Here is an 18,134-nt window from a genome sequence, read left to right on the forward strand (position 1 = left end):
CGGGCTGGTCGGCGGCGGGGCGGCCGGTGCCGAACTCGACAACGTCGACACCACACTCGGTTCGCCGCCCCATACCCTGCTGGTGGCGACGTCGGCCGGACTGCACACCGATGCCTATCTCACGGTGACGGAATTGATACTGACCAACGCCCCCGGGCACACCGGGACCCAGAATCCGAGGATCCGCGCCGACATGGCGTTCCACGAGACGCCCAACGGTGGTGCGGTGTGGTCGTTCAGCTCGATCTCCTACTGCGGCAGCCTGTCTCACGACGGCTACGACAACAACATCTCGACGCTGACCGGCAACGTACTGGACCACTTCATGCAGGATGGTCCGCTGCCGGCCCCGGATCGATCCGAGATCCGCTCGCGCGGGCGATTCGAGTCGACGCCGGCGCTCAACTATCACCTGCCGGCAGACGTCGACGGCCGATGAGTTCGACTCGTCCGCCGCAGGATGTGCTGCTGCGGCCGTCGGCCACGAGTCGACACCCTTCCGCGGACGGCACCGACTGGACGGGGACGTGGGTCGGGGTTGGCTTCGCCGAGCAACTGGCCGAGGTCGGGGCGGTGCTGCCGGCGACGATCGGGCATCACGGCGCGCACGTGCGGCGCACTGACGACGGTCTCGCGGCCGCGATCAACGCCCGACCGTTCGGTGGGTGCATGTCGATTCCGGTGCACTGCGGCAGCACCCGAAACGTGCGGTGCCCCCAGGTGTCGTGCGCGTTCAGCGAGGACGGTGGCGTGCTCGACGGCACCAACGATCCCACCGGGGCAGCGAGGGCCGGTTTCGTCGGTGACGGCCGCAGGACGGTGGCATTGCCTCTCGCCCAATGGGGTTCGGTCATGTTCGTGATCGTAACGATGACCGATCCGCCGCCGCTGCCGATACCCGCCGACGTGAATCTCGACGACGGTCGAGTGGTCGCGATCGGTCAGCTGCAGGCCCCCGCGAACTGGCTCGTCAGCCCGATGCGTGCGGCGTCGCTTGCCGCGGCGGGCCTGGCCGCGGATCTCGGACCTTCGTGCGTCGACGTCGACGTCACTGCGGTGGCCCCGAACGTCGCCGTGGTGCGTCGGGGGAGTGCGACCTTGGCCGTACTCAGCCGTCCGTCCGGCAGTACCCGAAGCGCGTTGGTGTGGGCGCTGTCGACCTCGGATGGCCCCTGTGCCATCGATCCGCGGTCAGTCGGTCGACTGCTGTCGTCGTGACTCGGTCGCGCCCGTCGCCGCGACGTTGATTAACAGGAAGGTTACCCAGCGACCTCAACCGAAACAGACTGTGGTTCAGACTGGAGTCGCGTTTGGGATCGAGGTAATGGTCACGGTCGTTCCCGCGCACCAATGTCCCGCCACGCGTGAGAAGGAGTGATTCTGGTGTCGACGCACGAACCCGCCCGTCAGTTTGGAGCAGGTCCCCGGCGACGGGTCCACCCGGCCGGGAAGATTCGTCCGGAAGTGCTCTACCAGCGCCAACGGGAAACACCCGACCGGTTGAACAACTCTGCGCGCCGCACCTACGACCTGCTCCGCTCGACGTTGGTCCGCACCGGCAAGAGCATGGTCCTCGAGGAACGAGATCTGGTGGTCGGTTTGTCCGCCAGTCGCAATACCGTCCGGGCGGTACTACAGCAGCTCGCTCGCGAGGGCTTCGTCACCCGAGAGACCAAGAACGGGACGCGCGCCACCGACCTGCTTCTGTTGCCCGTCGACAAACTCGACCCCTTCGAAGCGCGACTGCTGGAATGCCGCTCGCTTGGATGTCCGCCACTCGTCCGCGACCGCTTGCGCTTGCCCGACGGATGGACCGTGCTAATGGTGGAGAGCCTGATGCTGCAGAACGACCTCCCAGTGGGGATCCAGGTCAACTACATTGCGCTGGGCGAGGGGCAGTCCACGGACATCGGGACCGACGAGCCCGACGTCATCCGGATCCTGGAACGGCATCTGGGAGTGTGTATCCGGGGCAGCGACTGCACCATCAGCACCGTCGCCGCCGACGAGCAGACCGCAGCGCTGGTCGGAGTGCAGGTCGGTGCACCGATGCTGTGCGCCGACGACGTCATCGTCGACCAGGACGGACAACCGCGCGCGCTCTCTCAGATCCGCGTGAGAGGTGATCGAGTTGCGTTGACGGCCACACCCTTCCGTGCGAGTTAGATCGTCGCGACGCGGCGCCACGGTGGCGCCGAGTAAACCGCGGCGCAATGGTGCCGGTACCGGCGAGACACCGCCGAGTAATGGGCGCCGACTTGGCTGGAAGGCGAAAGGAAGGTGTGACCACGATGTTCCATCTGGGGTGGTTCTTGAACTTCGTTGCCGACGAATGGAATGGCAACTGGGGTGACGGTGGGCGCGACTTCACCGGCGACTTCTACGTCGACGTGGCGCGCAATCTCGAGCGGGCGAAGTTCGACTACATCCTGATCGAGGACAAGTTGATGGTGTCGACCGCTTACGGCGGCACGATGGAGTACGACCTCAAGCACGGCGTGAACCCCAAGCACGACCCGGTTCCGCTTGCGGTGTTGATGGCCGCCGCCACCCGCCGTATCGGTGTCGTCCCCACCATGTCGACCAGCTTCTACCCGCCGTTCCTCTTGGCAAGGTTGGCCAGCACGATCGATCACATCGCTCGCGGGCGCTTCGGCCTGAACGTCGTCACCTCCGCGGAGGATCGCTCGGCGCAGAACTTCGGTTTGGACAAGCTCTACGAGCACGACGATCGGTACGCGCGCGCCACCGAGTATCTCGACCTGATCTCCCAGCTGTGGGAGTCGTGGGAACCCGACGCCGTCGAACGTGACCATCTGACGGGCACTTACGCCAACTACGAGAAGGTTCACACGATCGACTTCGAGGGGAAGTACTACAGGTCCCGTGGCCCGCTGAACACCGCGCCCTCCCCGCAGTACCGGCCGACCATCGCACAGGCTGGTGCGTCGCCGCCGGGCCGGGAGTTGGCCGCACGGCATGCCGACACGATCGTCGCCCCTGCCAATGGGCCCGTGGCTATGAAGGCGTACCGGGATGACATCCACGCCCGGATGAGGGCTCACGGCCGCGATCCCTCGGACTGCAAGCTGCTCTACCTCGTCTCTCCGATCGTTGCCGACACCCGCGACGAGGCACTGGCCAAGCGGGACAGGTGGCTGAACGATCCTCTCTACGTCGAGTACATGTTGGCCGAGATCTCCTCGGTGACCGAGATCGACTTCGCTCAGTTCGCGCTCGACGAACCGTTGCCCTCGGGCATGACGACCAACGGCGAGCGGGGGTCGCTCGAGGACTTCGTCTCCCGGGGAGCGGGTAAGACCCTGCGTCAGATCGTGACCGGCAGCGGCATTTCCAGCAGCATCGAATTCGTCGGCACGCCTGCGGAAGTGGCCAGGGAGATGGGCGAGGTGATGGAGGAGGTGGGAGGTGACGGCTTCCTGGTCACCAGCCCGGTGATGCGACTGAACCGTCGCTACGTCACCGAGATCACCGACGGCCTGGTACCCGAATTGCAGAAGCTGGGGCTCACCCGCGCCGACTACACGACCACCACGCTTCGCGACACACTCCGCGAGTTTTGAGCATGACCATGATCGGTACGCGATGGCGCACGCCTGACGCCGACGTCATGGTGTCGGCGCCCGTCGACGCTGCCGTGCACGCCTTGAGCATCGGGCACATGGTGGTCGTGGTGGACGACGAAAGTGATTCCGACGAGGGCGATCTCGTGATCGCCGCTGCCCATGCCACCCCGCAGCGGGTGGCGTTCATGATGCGTCACACCGGTGGAATCCTGTGCGTCCCGATGCCGGCGTCGGACTTGGATCGACTGTGTCTGCCGCCCATGGTCGCGACCGGTGAGCATCCCCACAGCGCTGCACACACCGTGTCGGTGAATGCCAGGGCCGGTATTGCCAGCGGCAACTCCGCGACGGACCGGTCCCGGACGATCTCGCTGCTGGCCGACGCGCAGACCCAGCCCCAGGATCTGAGTCGGCCGGGCCACGTGTTTCCGCTGCGGACGGTAGACGGCGGTGTGCTTCGCAGGGCGGGACACGCAGAGGCGGCCGTCGACCTGGTGCGGATGGCCGGGTTGCCCCCCGCGGCAGTCCTCGGGGGCGTGGTGGACGATGACGGCGAAGTCGCCAAGGGGAACCGTCTACGCGCGTTCGTTGCCGCGCACCGCGTGCCGGTCGTGGGGATGGCCGAGTTGATCGCCTATCGGCGGCGCACGGAACAACTGGTCGAGTTCAAGGCGGCTACTCGCCTCCCGACACGGTTCGGCGAGTTCCGCGTCCACGGTTTTCGTTCGGTCCTCGACGATCGTGAACACATCGCGCTGGTGATGGGCGACCCTGCCGACCATGGCGCGTCGCCGATACTCGTCCGCGTGCACTCGGAGTGTCTGCTGGGCAACGCCTTTGGATCCCGGCTGTGTGATTGCGGCGACAGGCTGGACAGCGCACTTCAGATGATCGCCGACGAGGGTCGTGGCGTCGTCGTCTACCTGCGCGGGTGCAAGGGTAGCTGTCGAGGGTTGCTGGCTGGATCGGCGTCGAATCCGGAAGGGGCAGAGGCCCCAGACCGGCGGGACTACGGCGTCGGCGCGCAGATCCTGGCGGACCTCGGCGTACGGCGGATGAGGCTGATGACGAACAGTCCGGTGAAGCGAATCGGGTTGGACGCCTTCGGTCTCGAGGTCACGGGCACGAAGCGCCTGCCGAGCATGTCGACGAGCTGATGCGCTGGTTCCTGCCCCTGATGGTGACCGGCGGGGTGGCGATGAGTCTCACCGCACCCCTGGAAGTGGTCTTCGCCAGGGAATACTTGCGCTCTGGGCTGCTCATCGGCAGCTTCATGCTGGCCGCGGCGGCCGGCATGATCGTCGTCGACGTGTTCGGCACACGATTCGTACCGGGACTCGACGCGCGGTTCGCCCTCACCGTTGGACTTATTCTCTTCGGCGTCGCGTCCATCGGCATGGGATTGACGACCGACCGCGCCCTCTTGATGGCCTCGCGGGTGATGCAGGGCGTCGGCGCTGGAACGGTTCTCGGTGCCGGTCTCCAGGCGGCCGTGCGCGTTCGCCCGGTCGGCGTCGATCTCGCCCATGCACTCGGGCGGTTCAATGCCGCCTTGCTTTTCGGGGGAGCCATCGGTGCGCCCGGTGGTCTGCTGGCGGCCGGGTTGATCGACGGGCGACTCGGTTATCAGACTGCGTTCGTCGTCACGGGAGCGCTGACGTTGGTCGTGGCCGCCTGCCTGGCCATCGCCTTGCCAAGATTGGCTCCGCCGGCCAATGTCTCACCTCCACGACTAGGGCTGCCGCGCCTGATCAGTACGCCTGCCAACCGTGCGGCACTCGTGTTGGCCATGAGTGGGGACTTCTTGAGAGGGGGCGTGCTACTGACCGCGCTTCCACTCGCTGGTGCTGCGCGCGGGTACTCCATCCTCACGATTTCGATTGCCATCGCGCTAATGTCCGGTGTCGAGATCGTGGTGCTCACGATCGCCTACCGCTTCGTCCGTGGCGACGCGGTGGTATCCATCCTGGGCGCGTCGTTCGGGTTGGGCATCGTGTGTGCAGCGATGCTCGCACTGACGTCGGGGGAGGGGATGTACCTGATGGCCTCCGCGCTCTTTGGTGTCAGCCTCGCCGGGGCGACCGTTAGCCTTCCCTTGCTGGTGGTGGCGTGTGTCGGCGAATCCTCCGCTGGGCTGGCACAGTTCCGGATCTCGGCCGGCGTGGGTTTTCTGGCGGGGTCGGCCGGATGTGCGGTGCTCGGCGCTCACGTCGGCAGCCTGGTCCTGTTCGGGTTCATCGCGCTCGTCTTGGCTGCCAGTGCACTGCTCACACGCATCGTCGGGCAGCGTTCCATCCCAACATGACTCACTCCCATGCTCAGTGTGCGACGCGGGGATCGGCGACTGATTGCAGCGCATCCACGACGATGTTGGTGACCACGTACAGCGCACCGACCACCAGCGTCACCCCGGCGATCGCGTTGAAGTCGGCCTTGTCGATGGCGCGGGCGATGTACAGGCCGATACCCGGACGGGCGAAGATCAACTCGACGAGGATGCAGTTGCCGACCATCACCGCGATCTGCAGACCCATCAGCGCGAGCACCGGCCCCAGGGAGTTGCGCAGCGTGTGCATGAACAGAATCCGATTCTCGCTCAAGCCCTTTGCCCGCACCGTGCGAATGTGATCGCCGCGCATCGTGGTCTCGAGGCTGCTGCGCAGGACCCGCCCCACGGCGACCGCTGGGGTCAGTGCCAAGCAAAACGCCGGCAGAATCAGGTGGTAGAGATCGTCGACGAACAGTTCGGGCCGTCCCGCGAGCAGACTGTCGACGAGCAGGAAGCCCGTGGGACCGGCCGGGGCGTCGAAGTAGGCTGTCGTTCCGGTGACGGGCAGGATGTTCAGGTACCGGTAGAACAGCAGCATTCCCAGCAGGCAGACGAGGAAGACCGGAACGGATGCGCCGGAGATCATCAACACCCGCAGCGCTCCGGCACCCCGCCAGCCCTGCGCGGTCGCCAGTCCGAGAAAGGCGCCGATGACGACGGTGAAGATCATTGCGACGAACAACAATTCGAGCGTCACGGGGAGATACTTCGCGATGTCGGAGAGCACCGGTGTGCGCGTCAGGCTGGACTGGCCGAGATCGCCCTGCAGCGCATTCACAAGGTAGTGCCAGAACTGCATGGGCAACGGTTGGTCGTACCCCAGCTCATGCCGCGCGGCGGCGTACACCTCCGGTGGCGCCTTCGCGCCAACCAGAGCGGCGACCGGATCGACCGGTGCCACCTGTTGCAGGGTGAACACCGCGACGATGAGGACCAGGAGGACGGGGATCGCGCCGAGCAGGCGGCGAGGCAGGATGGTCAGCATCAGCGGTCCCGGATGCGGTCGCGGATGGCATCGCCGGCGAAGTTGGCGACGATCGCGACGAGCGCCACCGCGGCCGCCGGCATGATCGGGATCCACCAGGCGCTGAAGATGTACGTGATGCCCTGCGCGCTCATGGATCCCAGTTCCGGAGCCGGCTGCGGGGCACCGAGCCCCAGGAAGGACAGGCTGGACAACATGAGGACCAGCGCCGCGATGTCCAGGCTCGCGGTCACGATCGTCACGGGGACGGCCCCGGGCAGCAGGTGTCGGCGCAGCAGCCGCCACCAGCTCACCCCGCCAACGCGTGCCGCCTCCATGTGCGGTGAGGCCCTCAGCTTTCGTACCTCCGATCGCACGATTCGGGTGTACAACGGCCACCACACGATCGCCACGCCGATCAAGGTGTGGGTGTAGGACCGACCGAGGGCGGCCACTACGGCCAGCGCGAGAATGGGGCCGGGCAGCGCGAGGAACGCGTCTGTCATCCGCATCAGCAGCGCGTCGAACCACCCGCCGGCCGCTCCGGCCACCAGCCCGATGAGGCCACCGAACACCACCGAGAACCCGACGACGGCCAGCGCGCCGAACCAACTGGTCTGCATACCGCACAGCACCCGACTGAGGACGTCACGTCCGACGGTGTCGGTGCCGAACGGGTTCGCTGCGTTGGGGGCCGTCATCGGCTTGCCCACCGCGGTGAGGGGATCGAAGGGCGCGAGCTGGGTGGCGAAGACTGCGACCAAGCACAGCACCGCCAGCGCGCCGAACGACACATAGCTGGGGACCGATGCGCCCTGGAAGTACTGCCGCGTCGCCAAGCCCATTCGACGTCGATGGCGGCCCAGGTCGTTGGAGACGTAGAACTCCGCGATGGCCAATGGTGCTCCTTGTCGACGATGGAGTTGGTCGGCGTCAGCGCCGCACCCCTGCACCGAGTAGACGGCTCTTGGATGTCGTCACCGGTTCGGTTGTGTTGCCAGGGAATTGCGCCCCGCTCTGACGCCGCCGCGGCCGATTGGTTCAACGCATGAGCTGACCGTTGGTGAGCAGACACGACGCCAGGTGCCTGGTGGTGTCGTCGACCGACAGCAGGTTCGTCGCCTCGCTGCGGCAGGCGTCGACCCGTTCGGTGCAACGGGGGTGGAACGAACAGCCGGACGGGATCGAGAGCGGACTCGCCGGCTCCCCTGGCAACCGCACGGGATTGGTGCCCGGACTCGGCACGGCCGCCAAAAGGGCCTTGGTGTAAGGATGTTTCGGGTCGTTGATCAGGGCCTCGGTCGGCGCCAGCTCGACGATTTGACCGAGGTACATGACGGCGATGCGATCGGCGATGAAGCGCGCCGCCGCAAGGTCGTGGGTGACGAACATGACGGCCATGCCCAATTCGCGACGTAACTCCTGCAGCAGGTTGAGCACCGACGCCGCCAACGACGCGTCGAGCGCCGAGGTCGGTTCGTCGCAGAGCAGCAGGCGTGGGGGAACGATGATCGCGCGGGCGAAGGCCACCCGCTGACGCTGGCCGCCGGACAGGGCGGACGCCTTGACGTCGGCGACGTCGGGCGGCAGGCCGACCTGACGCAGGGCGGCGTCGACGCGTTCTCGGCGTTCGCCGCGGTCCGTCGTCCGCAACAGCCGTTCGCCCACGAGCTCGCCCACCGACATCCAGGGTGTCAGCGAGGCGCCGGCGTCCTGAAACACCATCTGCGGCCGCTCACCGACGTACTTCACGGTCCCGCCATCGGGCTCCATCAGGCCGGCGACCACCCGCAGCAACGTCGACTTGCCCGAACCGGATTCGCCGACCACGGCGATGGATTCGCCAGGGGCGACGTCGAGAATGACGTGCCGCAGCGCGTGCAGGTCGTCCCTGCCGAACAAGCCGCGCCGGACGCCGAAGTGCTTGTCCACCCCGTTGATTCGCGCCGCGGGCACGGTGTCGTCGAGGTCGATCATGGGCGCGAACAGGGGAGTCTCCTGCCGGGCCAGCGACGTGGCGGTCGCGTGCGGCACGATGCAGGCCGCGACGCCCGCGTGGGTTCTCGCCGGTGTCGGATCGGGAAGGACGTCCGAGCATGCCGCGGTCACGGCCGGACAGCGCGGGGAAAAGGCACACCCGGCTGGGTGGCTTCTCGGATCCGGGGGCTGACCCCCGAGAGCGCTGATCGCGCGTCCGAGCGGCAGGTCCAGATCCAGTCGCGAGTTGAGCAAGCCGGTGGTGTACGGATGCGACGGGGCCCGTAGAACCTCGTCCATCGTGCCCATCTCGGCCAATCGGCCGCCGTAGAGCACCGCCACTCGGTCGGCGATCTGGGAGGCCACCCCGATGTCGTGGGTGACCACGATGAACGAGGTCTTCAGTTCGGTGCACAGATCGCGAAGCAGGCCCAGCACCTGCGCCTGCACGGTGACGTCCAGCGCGGTCGTCGGTTCGTCGGCGATCACCAGGTCCGGCTTGCCCGCGACCGCCATCGCGATCATGACGCGCTGCCGCAGGCCGCCGGACAGTTCGTGCGGAAAGGCCTTCATGCGTCGACCGGGGTCGGGGACGCCGACGAGTTCCAGTAGCCGCCGTGACTCGGCGGCGTCTCCGGTCAGCTCGGTGATCTGCCTGCCGACGCGCATCGTCGGGTCCAGCGAAGTCATGGGGTCTTGGAACACGGCGCCGAGGTGGGCCTTGCGGACGCGCCGCCGTTCGGCGGGATTGGCGGCGACCATGTCGACCCCGCAGACCTCGGCCTGACCGGAGATCACCGGAGCCGGTTCCCCGCCGAGCAGCCCGAGCAACGCCATGCCCAGCACACTCTTACCCGACCCGGACTCGCCGACGAGCGCCAACACCTCGCCAGGCTCGACGTCGAGACTGACGCCCCGCAGCGCGTGCAGTGGCACCCCTCGCCGCTCGAAGGTGACGTTCAAGTCCCGGACGCGTGCTCGCGGGGTGGACTGGGCGGTCACTGAAGGAGGTGCGAAGTCTGTTGCGTCGATACTCATGTGGCCGGACCCTCGTCGTCGGTGGGGCGTTCCGCGTCGGCGAGCAATACCGCGGTCGGCGCTGGCGCGGTTCGCCTTCCTGGTGTGCTCGAAGCCAACCCGTCGCCCGTGACGACTCCACGACGCGTCGATTTCCATCGCATTGCGCCAAGAGGTCGACGGGGGAGACGGTGGCAGCGCAATCAAAGCTTTACCGCTGGACCGGACCGACGACGCTCCATCCCGGTTCACTAGGGCCATGAGAACATCGAGCTCGTTGCGAGTGGACGCATGATGGTGGTCGTCGTCGGGAACCCCAAGCCGCTGTCACGCACCCGAGCGGCCGCCGAGCTGGTGGCCGAGGAGCTGACCGGCGCGCCTGCCACGCATGTGATCGACGTGGTGGACCTAGGCGCGGGTCTGCTTGGCTGGGGTGATCCAAAGGTGGCCGAGGCCAAGGAGATCGTGAAGTCGGCCGACACCCTGGTGGTCGCCTCGCCGACGTACAAGGCCACCTACACCGGTCTACTCAAATTGTTCCTCGACCAATTCGGGGCGGGGGAGCTCGGCCAGATCACGACGTTCCCGCTGATGCTCGGTGGTTCTCTCGCGCACGCACTCGCTCCCGAGCTGACGTTGCGCCCGGTGCTGGTCGAAGTCGGCGCCAGTTGTCCCGCGCCGAGCCTGTACCTGCTGGACACCGAGTACGAAACCTCACCGGAGTTGCAGAAGTGGCTGGGCATCGCCCGCCGCCATCTCCCGCGGGAGTCGTCGTGATTGCGGCCGTCGACGGCCGGTTCGACGAGATCCTCCTGCGGCAGGCCTTCGGTGCCTTCCCCAGCGGTGTCACGGCGTTCTGCGGTGTGGTCGACGGGGTCGCCGAGGGGATGGCGGCAAGCTCGTTCACCTCGGTCTCGCTCGCGCCGCCGTTGGTGTCGGTGTGCGTGGCGAACACGTCGACGACGTGGCCGAAGCTGGCCAAGGTCGACCGGCTCGGGCTGAGCGTGCTGGCCGAGGAGCACGGGCCGGTGGCGAGGTCGCTGGCGTCGAAGACCGGGGACCGATTCGACGGCGTCGATTGGACGTCCACCGAAACCGGCGCGGTATTCGTTCACGGGTCAACGCTTTGGCTGGAGTGCGCGCCCTTCAAACGCATCGAGGCCGGCGATCACGAGATCGTCGTGCTGGAGATCGTCGCGCTGGCGGTATATCCCGACGTCACCCCGATGGTCTTCCACCGCAGCAACTTTCACGGGTTGGCAGCACCGACGGCCCGTTGACCGTCGCCGACGGACGAGCGTACTCGTGCTCGTGAGGTCTGCTTGGCGGCGTCGATGGGGTGGTCTAGCGCCTTTCGGCAGGTTGGTCATGTTTCTGATAGTCGGAGTAGGTCTTCGGACGCTGACCGTGGAGCGGACGAGCATGGTTACCGACGTCAGGGGAACTGAACGATCAGCCCCACTGTCCCGCGCCTGGGCAGAAGTCGGGATCGCGAAACACTGCGCGGTCGCGATACAGGTGACCGCTGAGGGCTCTACCCACCGGGTCGGGCGGCGCACCGAGATTCGTGAACGGAACTCGTGGAACACGCGCGACGGCGCGAATCCGAACACTGCGCACATCGTGCTGACCGCGGTATTCGACGCACCGCTTCCGACGACGTTGTCCTCGAAGGTGGTCCGTGCGGGACGGCACTGGCGCGACGGACTAACCCGAAACCAACGCTTGCCGAACCCCTTCCACGATCGCCGGGGCCAGACTCCGAATGTATGTCGCGGTGAGGTGGCCGCCCACATCGGAGTAGACGATCGCGTTTCCGATGACCGACGGACAACGGTCGGCATTGCAGTAGTGCGGGGTGAGGTCGATCAGTGTCGCCGTGGGCACGCGGGACGCGGCGTATATCAACGGGTCGACTTGCGCTAGAGCTTCCGCTCGGGGCGTTCCGCAGCCTCCGGTCTTGTCACCCCCGAAGCTGACGCGCGTCAAACATGCCAGGGATTCTTCGCTGACCGCCGGGTTGTCCGCCAGCACCGCAATGCGGGTTCCCTTGGCGGCGACGGGCTGCCACGCACGTACGAAGTCGCCTGGATCCCCGGCGTCGCGGGCCGCCGTAGTGAGAACGAGGTCGTAGTTCTGTGCGAGCAGCTTTTCCTGAATGTCTTCCATCGTCGTCGTACACGGGCTGTCGAGCGGTGACCGCCACACACACCCCCACCCGAGGTAGGTGGTGAGCCTCCACTTGTACACCTCGAGGTACGGGGCCAGGGCCACGAGAACCTTCGATCCATGCGAGTCGCCGACGAGTGCGATGCGGGTGGCGTCGGGCCCTCGATAGCCGTACGTACACGAGTTGAGGGGTTGATCCTTCTCCGTCCAGCACGTCGGTGTGCCGCCGTCCTTGGTGGCGAAGTCGTCGAGGGACGGCCTCAGTGGCGCGCCGGGGGTCCGCAACGAACAATTCGGGGTGGTCATCGCGGGCGCGCCGAAGCACGGATCCGCGTTCGGCAATGGAGTCACCGCAGGTGTTACGACTCGAGATTCACTCACGGCCGCCAACGCGGTCGGCGCGGGCACGTCGATGACCACCGACTGCTCATCGATTTCTTTGGCGGCAGCGATCATCTCGTTGTGCCTGATGCCGAGAATCGACATCACCACAGCCACGACCATCACAGCTGCGACGCCACTCCACCCCGCCAGGCCGATCGTCGGCCTGTGACGTTTGGCTGTAGGTCGGTCCAGCAACCAATTCGACCCTCGGATGGGAGACTCGTAGTAGCGGTAGGTGACCGCCGTCAACACCAGCGCGAGCGCCAGGCCGACGACGTAGAACAGCGGACCTCGTGGAACGACGGCCAGCAGCAGGATGATGACGGGCCAGTGCCAGAGGTACAGGGTGTAGCTGGTGTCGCCGAAGTAGCGGGCAACCGGATTGGTCAACAAGGCCATCCCGCGCACCTCGGCACCGTGGAACGACGCCACCACCAGCGCTGTCGACAGGACGGGTAAAGCCGCCCACGGCGCGGGGAATTGAGCAGACGAGTCGATGAGAAATAGGGACGCGACAACGCCGGCCAAACCGAGGTACGCAAGCGCAGGCCGGATGGCATCAGGGATGCCGATAAGCCACGGCCCAGCTATTGCGATAAGCGCCCCAACACCGAGTTCCCACACTCGGGCAAAAGTGGAGAAGTAAGCGGCGTTCGGGTTCGTGGCAGTCAAATACATCGCCCACCCGAAGGAAGCGGCGACGACGCCGAACATGCCACCGAAAAGTCCCCACTGGCGGATCCCCGGCTTGCCAGTGCGTGCGTGCCGCCGAGTGAGAGCGAAGATCGCCACGAGCAGGAACGGCCAAACGAAGTAGAACTGCTCTTCGATCGACAATGACCAGTAGTGCTGAAGGGGTGACGGAGGCAGGTCCTGTTGGAAGTAGTCGGCCCCTACGGCCTGAAAACGGTAATTCGCCGCGAAAATTGCGGCCCACAGCGCGTCGACGAGCGTCTCCTTCGCCCGCGCCGCAGGTAACAGCACGTAGGAGACGAGGACCGTCACGACGAGCACGAGTATCGCGGAGGGGAGAATGCGCTTTACCCGGCGGACGTAGAAGTTTTGGAAGGACAACGTTCGACTAGTGGTTCTCTCCCTGATGAGGAGTCCGGTGATGAAGAACCCACTGAGGACGAAGAACACGTCGACGCCGACGAAGCCACCCGGTGGCCACTCGAACAGGTGGTCTGCGAATACCGCTAATACCGCGACGGCGCGCATGCCCTGAAGGTCGCGGCGCTGGCCCGGCTTCGCGGCGGCGCTAATTGGACGAGCCATTTCAGGGGCGGTCATAACGCGAAAGTGCGTGTCATCTGAATTTCCCCCAGTTGGCAAAGTCAACTGGCCAGAACCCTACCGCAGCAACGGACATCTGCCAGCGGGACGGCGAAATACGGGGCGGAAATGCTAATAGCGCCGCCGGGCCCTTCGGGAACTCTTCTCAAGATCAGAATTCTGAGCTAGAGGGTTATTCATCATCTGCGAGGCTTCGTGCAGGTCGCGGGAGCTGCCACCAGGCCTCGCCTCGTCGCCGTGGGAGCTGGCATTCGCGCTACGGACGCCGATCTTCACGCTCTTTGAGCGCAAGCCTGCGCCCCATACCTGGTCCCGTTCGCGGCACCGGCCGTTGGAAAGCATGCTGCTGAGCAGGTCTGCAGCGCGATCTCGGACCTGCGCCGTCGCATCAACTCTGCGCGGTCGAAACCAGTGATTATTGCGTACGGATGCATGAGTTGAGACACGATTAGGTATTGGACGGGAATGAGTCTCCGGTGCGAGTGTGAGACGAGTCGCATCGGAGTGATGCGCCTTTGAGACAAGGATTCACATGGCAATTTCCGACCACCACGAGGCAGGCCCGGCGGCCGTCGTGACGGCCGACCTGAAAGCCCCTCATCCCGGCCTCGACCGGCGCGGGCGCGGTGCGATAGTCGGCGCGGGCATCGGTACGTTCATCGGTCCTTGCGGTCGTGTCCCTGACGGCAGCGATCTTCGTGCTGAAGGAGACGGCCAAGAATCCGCCGCGCGAAGGGTGAGAAGGCGCGCTGGCCTGCTGTCCACCGCGAGCATCATGACCCGATCCCGTGGCGGCCCGCGGGACCAGACGACACAGAGACCAGCTGGCAGTGGAGTGTCCAGGAGTATCGACGAGAGGATGGCGACGATGAGTGAAGCGGATATCGAGGTGGTGCACACGGTGGTCTTCGCCGATGGCGTTGGCGGAGGCAATCCATGCCCGGTCGTCTTGGACGCATCCGAACTCAGCACGGATGAAATGCAAGCGGTAGCTGGCCGTTTCGGTCAGGAGTGCGGGTTCGTAGTCAGCCCGCCGCAGGATGACGTGCCGCGCCTACGGTTCTTCGTCCCCGAGCACGAGATGTCGATGTGCGTCCACGCGACGGCTGCGGTAGTTGCCTTGCTCGCACAGCGCGGTCGCCTGCCAAGGGATGTGGACCACGTGCAAGCCCCAGTGGGCCGCGTCGGAATCGGGTATCAGCGTGCAACCGTGGTCGGTGAGACGAATGTTCAACGGGTCAGCGTGACTCAACACGATCCGACCTTCTCATCTGCCAACCCCAGTCGCGAGCAGGTCGCCGCCGTGCTGGGTGTTCCAGTTGCCGCGATCGACAGTGCCCGGCCCGTCGAATCGGTGAGCGTGTCTCGGCCCAAGCTCATCGTGCCGATCAAGGACGCCCGAACGCTGCACGGACTCGCCCCAGACTGGGAACGGCTTTGGCGACTTTGTGAGCGCTTCGACACCACCGGCATCTACGCCTTTGCGGCCGCGGAGCAGCCTGCATCGTGGTTTGCGCGCCAATTCCCCGTCCGCGCAGGATATCCCGAAGATCCCGCGACGGGGGTCGCCGCTGGTGCCTTGGCGGCCTATCTCATCGCGCACGCGCCGCCCGTTGACCGCCAGAGTATCGAGATGCATGTCTACCAAGGCCAGGCGATGGGCCGCCCGAGCAGACTCGACGTCTCCGGCACCTGGAGCGACGATCGCGTCAGCGACATCACCGTAAGCGGCCTCGTGTCCGTGTCTCGTCACCATGTCGCACCCGCCGTGTAGCAGCCCACCAGAGGAGACGAACACGCACATCAAGGGAGATCAGAGGTGCAGCGGGACAGCCGCTTCCGCGATGTCCTTGCGCGTCGTATCAGCGCGGATCGCGGCGCGGGAGGTGACGCCCGTCGAACACGTCGACGAGGTACTCGAATCGCTCGACAGCTTGGCTGGAACCCCCTGGGCGAACCTCGTCAGCGCCCGGAACGACGATCGGGCCCGGCGCGAGGCAGAACTGCATACCGCCCGCATCGCTTCGGGCAGAGGTCGGGGACCGCTCGATGGCATCGCCGTGGCGGTGAAGGACAATATCGACGTCGAAGGCATGCCGACGGGTCTTGGCAGCGATTACGGCGGAGACCGCGATGTCGCCAACCGAGACGCCGACATCGTGACGCGGCTGCGCGCGCGGGGAGCGATTGTCGTTGCGAAAACTCACCTGCACGAACTTGCCTACGGGTCAACAAGATCGACCAACGCGAGCGGGCCAGCACGAAACCCCCACGATCCCGATCGGATAACCGGCGGCAGTCCGTCGGGATCTGCTGCGCTGACCGCACTCGGTGTGGTTCCACTAGCGATCGGAACGGACACCGGCTGCAGTGTTCGGGCCCCGGCGGCACTGTGTGGGGTAGCCGGGCTCATGCCTGCCTTGGGCACGCTGTCCAACGAGGGCGTAGTACCGGTTTCGCCCACCTTTGATCACGCCGGACTCCTCGCAGGGAGAACTCGAAGACCTCCTGACGAATTATCCGGTAGTGGTGGGCTACGAAATGCTCGAGCAGTACGCCGAGGCGCTGCACCAGTCACCAACTCGGTTCCAGCCAGCGGTGCGCGAGCGTCTCGAGTCGAACTATCGAGAAGCCGACTACGAGAGGGCGCTTCGCCAAGTTGGGCTGCTTCGCCGCCAGCTCAGCCGTCGCATCGCCGAGGCAGGGGTCGACGCCCTGGTGCTGGCCACGACCCCCTGGGCGGCGCCCCTCATAGGCCAGACCACCGTCGGTGGCGAGCCTGTCGGCGATGCGCTCCTGCGTCTCTGCACACCCTTCAGTGCGTTGGGTACTCCAGCGGTCAACGTCCCCGTCTACACCACGCCCCTGCCGCGGGGCGTCCAAGTGGTGGGCACGACACTCGATGAAGCCGATCTCCTCGCCCTCAGCGGACGAGTTGCGGCAGGGCAGGGAGACAACGCAGATGGCTGAACTTGCATCGGGTCGGACTGGATCTGCCGCGGCGATCAACCCATCGGCCTTTGGGGCGACTGAATATTGGCGCTGGGAGCGGCGCCGCAGCCAGGCAACCGTGCCAGAAGTACGATCAATCGATGGTGGATCCCGACGATCTGCGCATCTTCCTCGTCGTGGCAGATGAGCTGCACTTCGGCCGCGCGGCAGAGCGACTCCACATGGCACAACCTCCAGTCAGTCGTAAAATCCGCCAGCTCGAAAAGCGACTCGGTGCGGCTCTATTCGAGCGCAGTACTCGGAAGGTAGCGCTGACCGCGGTCGGCGAGGCCCTCATCGAGCCCGCCCGCGCGGTACTAGACGCCCTCGAACAAGTTGAGGTGGTTGCAAGTCTGGCGGGCACCGAAGAGATCGGACGTGTTCGAATCGCTTACGGCAGCGCTGCATACAATGCGTTGGTCGGCCGCCTGGCCAGCACGGTGAAACGGACCTATCCAGGCATCAAGCTCGAACTTCTCAGCCAGCACTTCGCCCAGCCGGCGATACAGATGCTCACCCGCGGCGATGTGGATCTCGCGATCGGCTGGTGGAACTTCATCCCCTCAGGAGTCACTAGCCGCGTCATCGCGGTCGACGAGCTAGTCGTCGCCATGCCGGAGACGCACCGTCTGGCCGGCCGGGACAGCATCTCATTTCGCGAGGTTGGCACGGATCCGTTTGTCTCCCTTGACGTGCAGACCGGATCGCTGTTGCTGGACCGACTACGGGAGCTCTCCATCAATGCGATCGCTGCGCCGCCGAACGTAGTTCAGTACGCACCAAATTTGTGGGCGGTACTGTCTCTCGTCTCGGCGGACGTTGGCTGCACCCTGACCTTCGGCTCGGTCGGCAAGAGCATTGCCGACCCTCGCCTGAGGTTCATTCGCCTTGAGGATAAGAGCCCACCGGTGCAACTTCGGATGGCATGGCGCGACGGCAGCACGGACCGCGCGCTCAATGCCGTGTTGCGACTAGCCGAGACAGTACTGCCGACGCCGCCAGCGGACTGACCCCGGACCACTGCGGCGGTCCAAGAGCTGATGGATTGAGAGGTGTCGGCAAGAAATGGTGATCCAGCGTGTTGCGGAGTCGATCTCATGACGTCCGAACCCATTCCGCAGGGCAGCTACCGAACCGCCGTCACGCACGGAGACCTGGTGTACACCGCAGGGATGACCCCACGCGTCGAGGGGGAACTGCTAGTCTCTGGCCGCATCGGAGCGCAGGTCGATTCGGACGCCGCGACCGCCGCGATCGAACTTGCCACCCGCAACGCCATCGCCGCCGTCGATGCCGTCCGCGGCTCACGTGCCGTCGAACGCGTATTACAACTGACCGTCTACATGGCGTGTGACGCGGACTTCACCGATCACTCTCGTCTAGCCGACAGCGCGAGCGCGATATTGTTCGACACTTGGCC

The 18,134-nt window shown here is 65.8% G+C and carries 16 protein-coding genes and 1 pseudogene; 13 read left to right on the plus strand and 4 right to left on the minus strand.

Annotated elements, in window-relative coordinates:
- The 6 genes from ABW137_RS25220 to ABW137_RS25245 form a co-directional block, all read left to right on the plus strand.
- On the plus strand, positions 1–439 hold a 439-nt coding region (locus ABW137_RS25220; protein WP_526404195.1), incomplete at its 5' end, for a N,N-dimethylformamidase beta subunit family domain-containing protein.
- Positions 436–1,218, plus strand: coding sequence for a Rieske (2Fe-2S) protein (locus ABW137_RS25225; protein WP_526404196.1), 783 nt, complete (start codon positions 436–438; stop codon positions 1,216–1,218). The genes ABW137_RS25220 and ABW137_RS25225, both read left to right, overlap by 4 nt.
- A 165-nt stretch (positions 1,219–1,383) precedes the next feature.
- On the plus strand, positions 1,384–2,166 hold the full coding sequence (locus ABW137_RS25230) for a GntR family transcriptional regulator (RefSeq protein ID WP_526404197.1): 783 nt from the start codon (positions 1,384–1,386) through the stop codon (positions 2,164–2,166).
- Positions 2,167–2,291: 125 nt separating this feature from the next.
- On the plus strand, positions 2,292–3,584 hold the full coding sequence (locus tag ABW137_RS25235; protein WP_526404210.1) for an NtaA/DmoA family FMN-dependent monooxygenase: 1,293 nt from the start codon (positions 2,292–2,294) through the stop codon (positions 3,582–3,584).
- A 2-nt stretch (positions 3,585–3,586) separates the two neighbouring features.
- On the plus strand, positions 3,587–4,744 hold the full coding sequence (ribB, locus tag ABW137_RS25240) for a 3,4-dihydroxy-2-butanone-4-phosphate synthase (protein ID WP_526404198.1): 1,158 nt from the start codon (positions 3,587–3,589) through the stop codon (positions 4,742–4,744).
- Positions 4,744–5,892 carry an MFS transporter gene (locus ABW137_RS25245; RefSeq protein ID WP_526404199.1) on the plus strand — a complete coding sequence of 383 codons (1,149 nt, stop codon included), beginning with the start codon at positions 4,744–4,746 and terminating at the stop codon, positions 5,890–5,892. Before ribB ends, ABW137_RS25245 begins: the two co-directional genes overlap by 1 nt.
- Before the next feature lie 13 nt (positions 5,893–5,905).
- Here the strand turns inward: ABW137_RS25245 and ABW137_RS25250 are convergent, their stop codons facing one another.
- From ABW137_RS25250 to ABW137_RS25260, 3 genes are all read right to left on the minus strand, one after another.
- On the minus strand, positions 5,906–6,901 hold the full coding sequence (locus ABW137_RS25250; RefSeq protein WP_526404200.1) for an ABC transporter permease: 996 nt from the start codon (positions 6,899–6,901) through the stop codon (positions 5,906–5,908).
- Positions 6,901–7,779 carry an ABC transporter permease gene (locus ABW137_RS25255; RefSeq protein WP_526404201.1) on the minus strand — a complete coding sequence of 293 codons (879 nt, stop codon included), beginning with the start codon at positions 7,777–7,779 and terminating at the stop codon, positions 6,901–6,903. The genes ABW137_RS25250 and ABW137_RS25255 overlap by 1 nt, the downstream gene beginning before the upstream one ends.
- Positions 7,780–7,921: 142 nt before the next feature.
- On the minus strand, positions 7,922–9,895 hold the full coding sequence (locus ABW137_RS25260) for a dipeptide ABC transporter ATP-binding protein (RefSeq protein ID WP_526404202.1): 1,974 nt from the start codon (positions 9,893–9,895) through the stop codon (positions 7,922–7,924).
- Between the two features lie 270 nt (positions 9,896–10,165).
- Between ABW137_RS25260 and ABW137_RS25265 the strand changes: the two genes are divergently transcribed.
- Positions 10,166–10,651 carry an NADPH-dependent FMN reductase gene (locus ABW137_RS25265; protein ID WP_526404203.1) on the plus strand — a complete coding sequence of 162 codons (486 nt, stop codon included), beginning with the start codon at positions 10,166–10,168 and terminating at the stop codon, positions 10,649–10,651.
- Positions 10,648–11,154, plus strand: coding sequence for a flavin reductase family protein (locus ABW137_RS25270; protein WP_526404204.1), 507 nt, complete (start codon positions 10,648–10,650; stop codon positions 11,152–11,154). Before ABW137_RS25265 ends, ABW137_RS25270 begins: the two co-directional genes overlap by 4 nt.
- Positions 11,155–11,581: 427 nt before the next feature.
- Here the strand turns inward: ABW137_RS25270 and ABW137_RS25275 are convergent, their stop codons facing one another.
- Positions 11,582–13,720, minus strand: coding sequence for an acyltransferase family protein (locus tag ABW137_RS25275; protein ID WP_526404205.1), 2,139 nt, complete (start codon positions 13,718–13,720; stop codon positions 11,582–11,584).
- An 871-nt stretch (positions 13,721–14,591) separates the two neighbouring features.
- On the opposite strand from ABW137_RS25275, the gene ABW137_RS25280 reads away from it, so the two are divergent.
- The 5 genes and pseudogenes from ABW137_RS25280 to ABW137_RS25300 all read left to right on the plus strand — a co-directional run.
- Positions 14,592–15,497 (plus strand): PhzF family protein, encoded by a 906-nt coding sequence (locus tag ABW137_RS25280; protein ID WP_526404206.1) that lies wholly within the window; start codon positions 14,592–14,594, stop codon positions 15,495–15,497.
- A 70-nt stretch (positions 15,498–15,567) separates the two neighbouring features.
- A pseudogene (locus ABW137_RS25285) lies at positions 15,568–16,155 on the plus strand (amidase); the annotation flags it as partial.
- A 94-nt stretch (positions 16,156–16,249) separates the two neighbouring features.
- On the plus strand, positions 16,250–16,693 hold the full coding sequence (locus tag ABW137_RS25290) for an amidase family protein (protein WP_526404207.1): 444 nt from the start codon (positions 16,250–16,252) through the stop codon (positions 16,691–16,693).
- 122 nt (positions 16,694–16,815) lie between these two features.
- A complete protein-coding gene (locus tag ABW137_RS25295) occupies positions 16,816–17,724 on the plus strand; it encodes a LysR family transcriptional regulator (RefSeq protein ID WP_526404208.1) in 909 nt (302 codons plus the stop codon).
- Between the two features lie 87 nt (positions 17,725–17,811).
- Positions 17,812–18,134, plus strand: a 323-nt coding sequence (locus ABW137_RS25300; RefSeq protein WP_526404209.1) for a RidA family protein, incomplete at its 3' end; no start/stop codon positions are given.

Origin of the sequence: Mycobacterium sp. (assembly GCF_040509115.1) — a bacterium.
GTDB lineage: Bacteria > Actinomycetota > Actinomycetes > Mycobacteriales > Mycobacteriaceae > Mycobacterium.

Bases quoted from the DNA above. Each gene is read 5' to 3' on its own strand.
- ABW137_RS25225 (WP_526404196.1), top strand. From the start codon at position 436: ATGAGTTCGACTCGTCCGCCGCAGGATGTGCTGCTGCGGCCGTCGGCC.
- ribB (WP_526404198.1), top strand. From the start codon at position 3,587: ATGACCATGATCGGTACGCGATGGCGCACGCCTGACGCCGACGTCATG.
- ABW137_RS25260 (WP_526404202.1), bottom strand. From the start codon at position 9,895: ATGAGTATCGACGCAACAGACTTCGCACCTCCTTCAGTGACCGCCCAG.
- ABW137_RS25235 (WP_526404210.1), top strand. From the start codon at position 2,292: ATGTTCCATCTGGGGTGGTTCTTGAACTTCGTTGCCGACGAATGGAAT.
- ABW137_RS25265 (WP_526404203.1), top strand. From the start codon at position 10,166: ATGATGGTGGTCGTCGTCGGGAACCCCAAGCCGCTGTCACGCACCCGA.
- ABW137_RS25250 (WP_526404200.1), bottom strand. From the start codon at position 6,901: ATGCTGACCATCCTGCCTCGCCGCCTGCTCGGCGCGATCCCCGTCCTC.
- ABW137_RS25295 (WP_526404208.1), top strand. From the start codon at position 16,816: ATGGTGGATCCCGACGATCTGCGCATCTTCCTCGTCGTGGCAGATGAG.
- ABW137_RS25275 (WP_526404205.1), bottom strand. From the start codon at position 13,720: ATGACCGCCCCTGAAATGGCTCGTCCAATTAGCGCCGCCGCGAAGCCG.
- ABW137_RS25245 (WP_526404199.1), top strand. From the start codon at position 4,744: ATGCGCTGGTTCCTGCCCCTGATGGTGACCGGCGGGGTGGCGATGAGT.
- ABW137_RS25280 (WP_526404206.1), top strand. From the start codon at position 14,592: ATGAGTGAAGCGGATATCGAGGTGGTGCACACGGTGGTCTTCGCCGAT.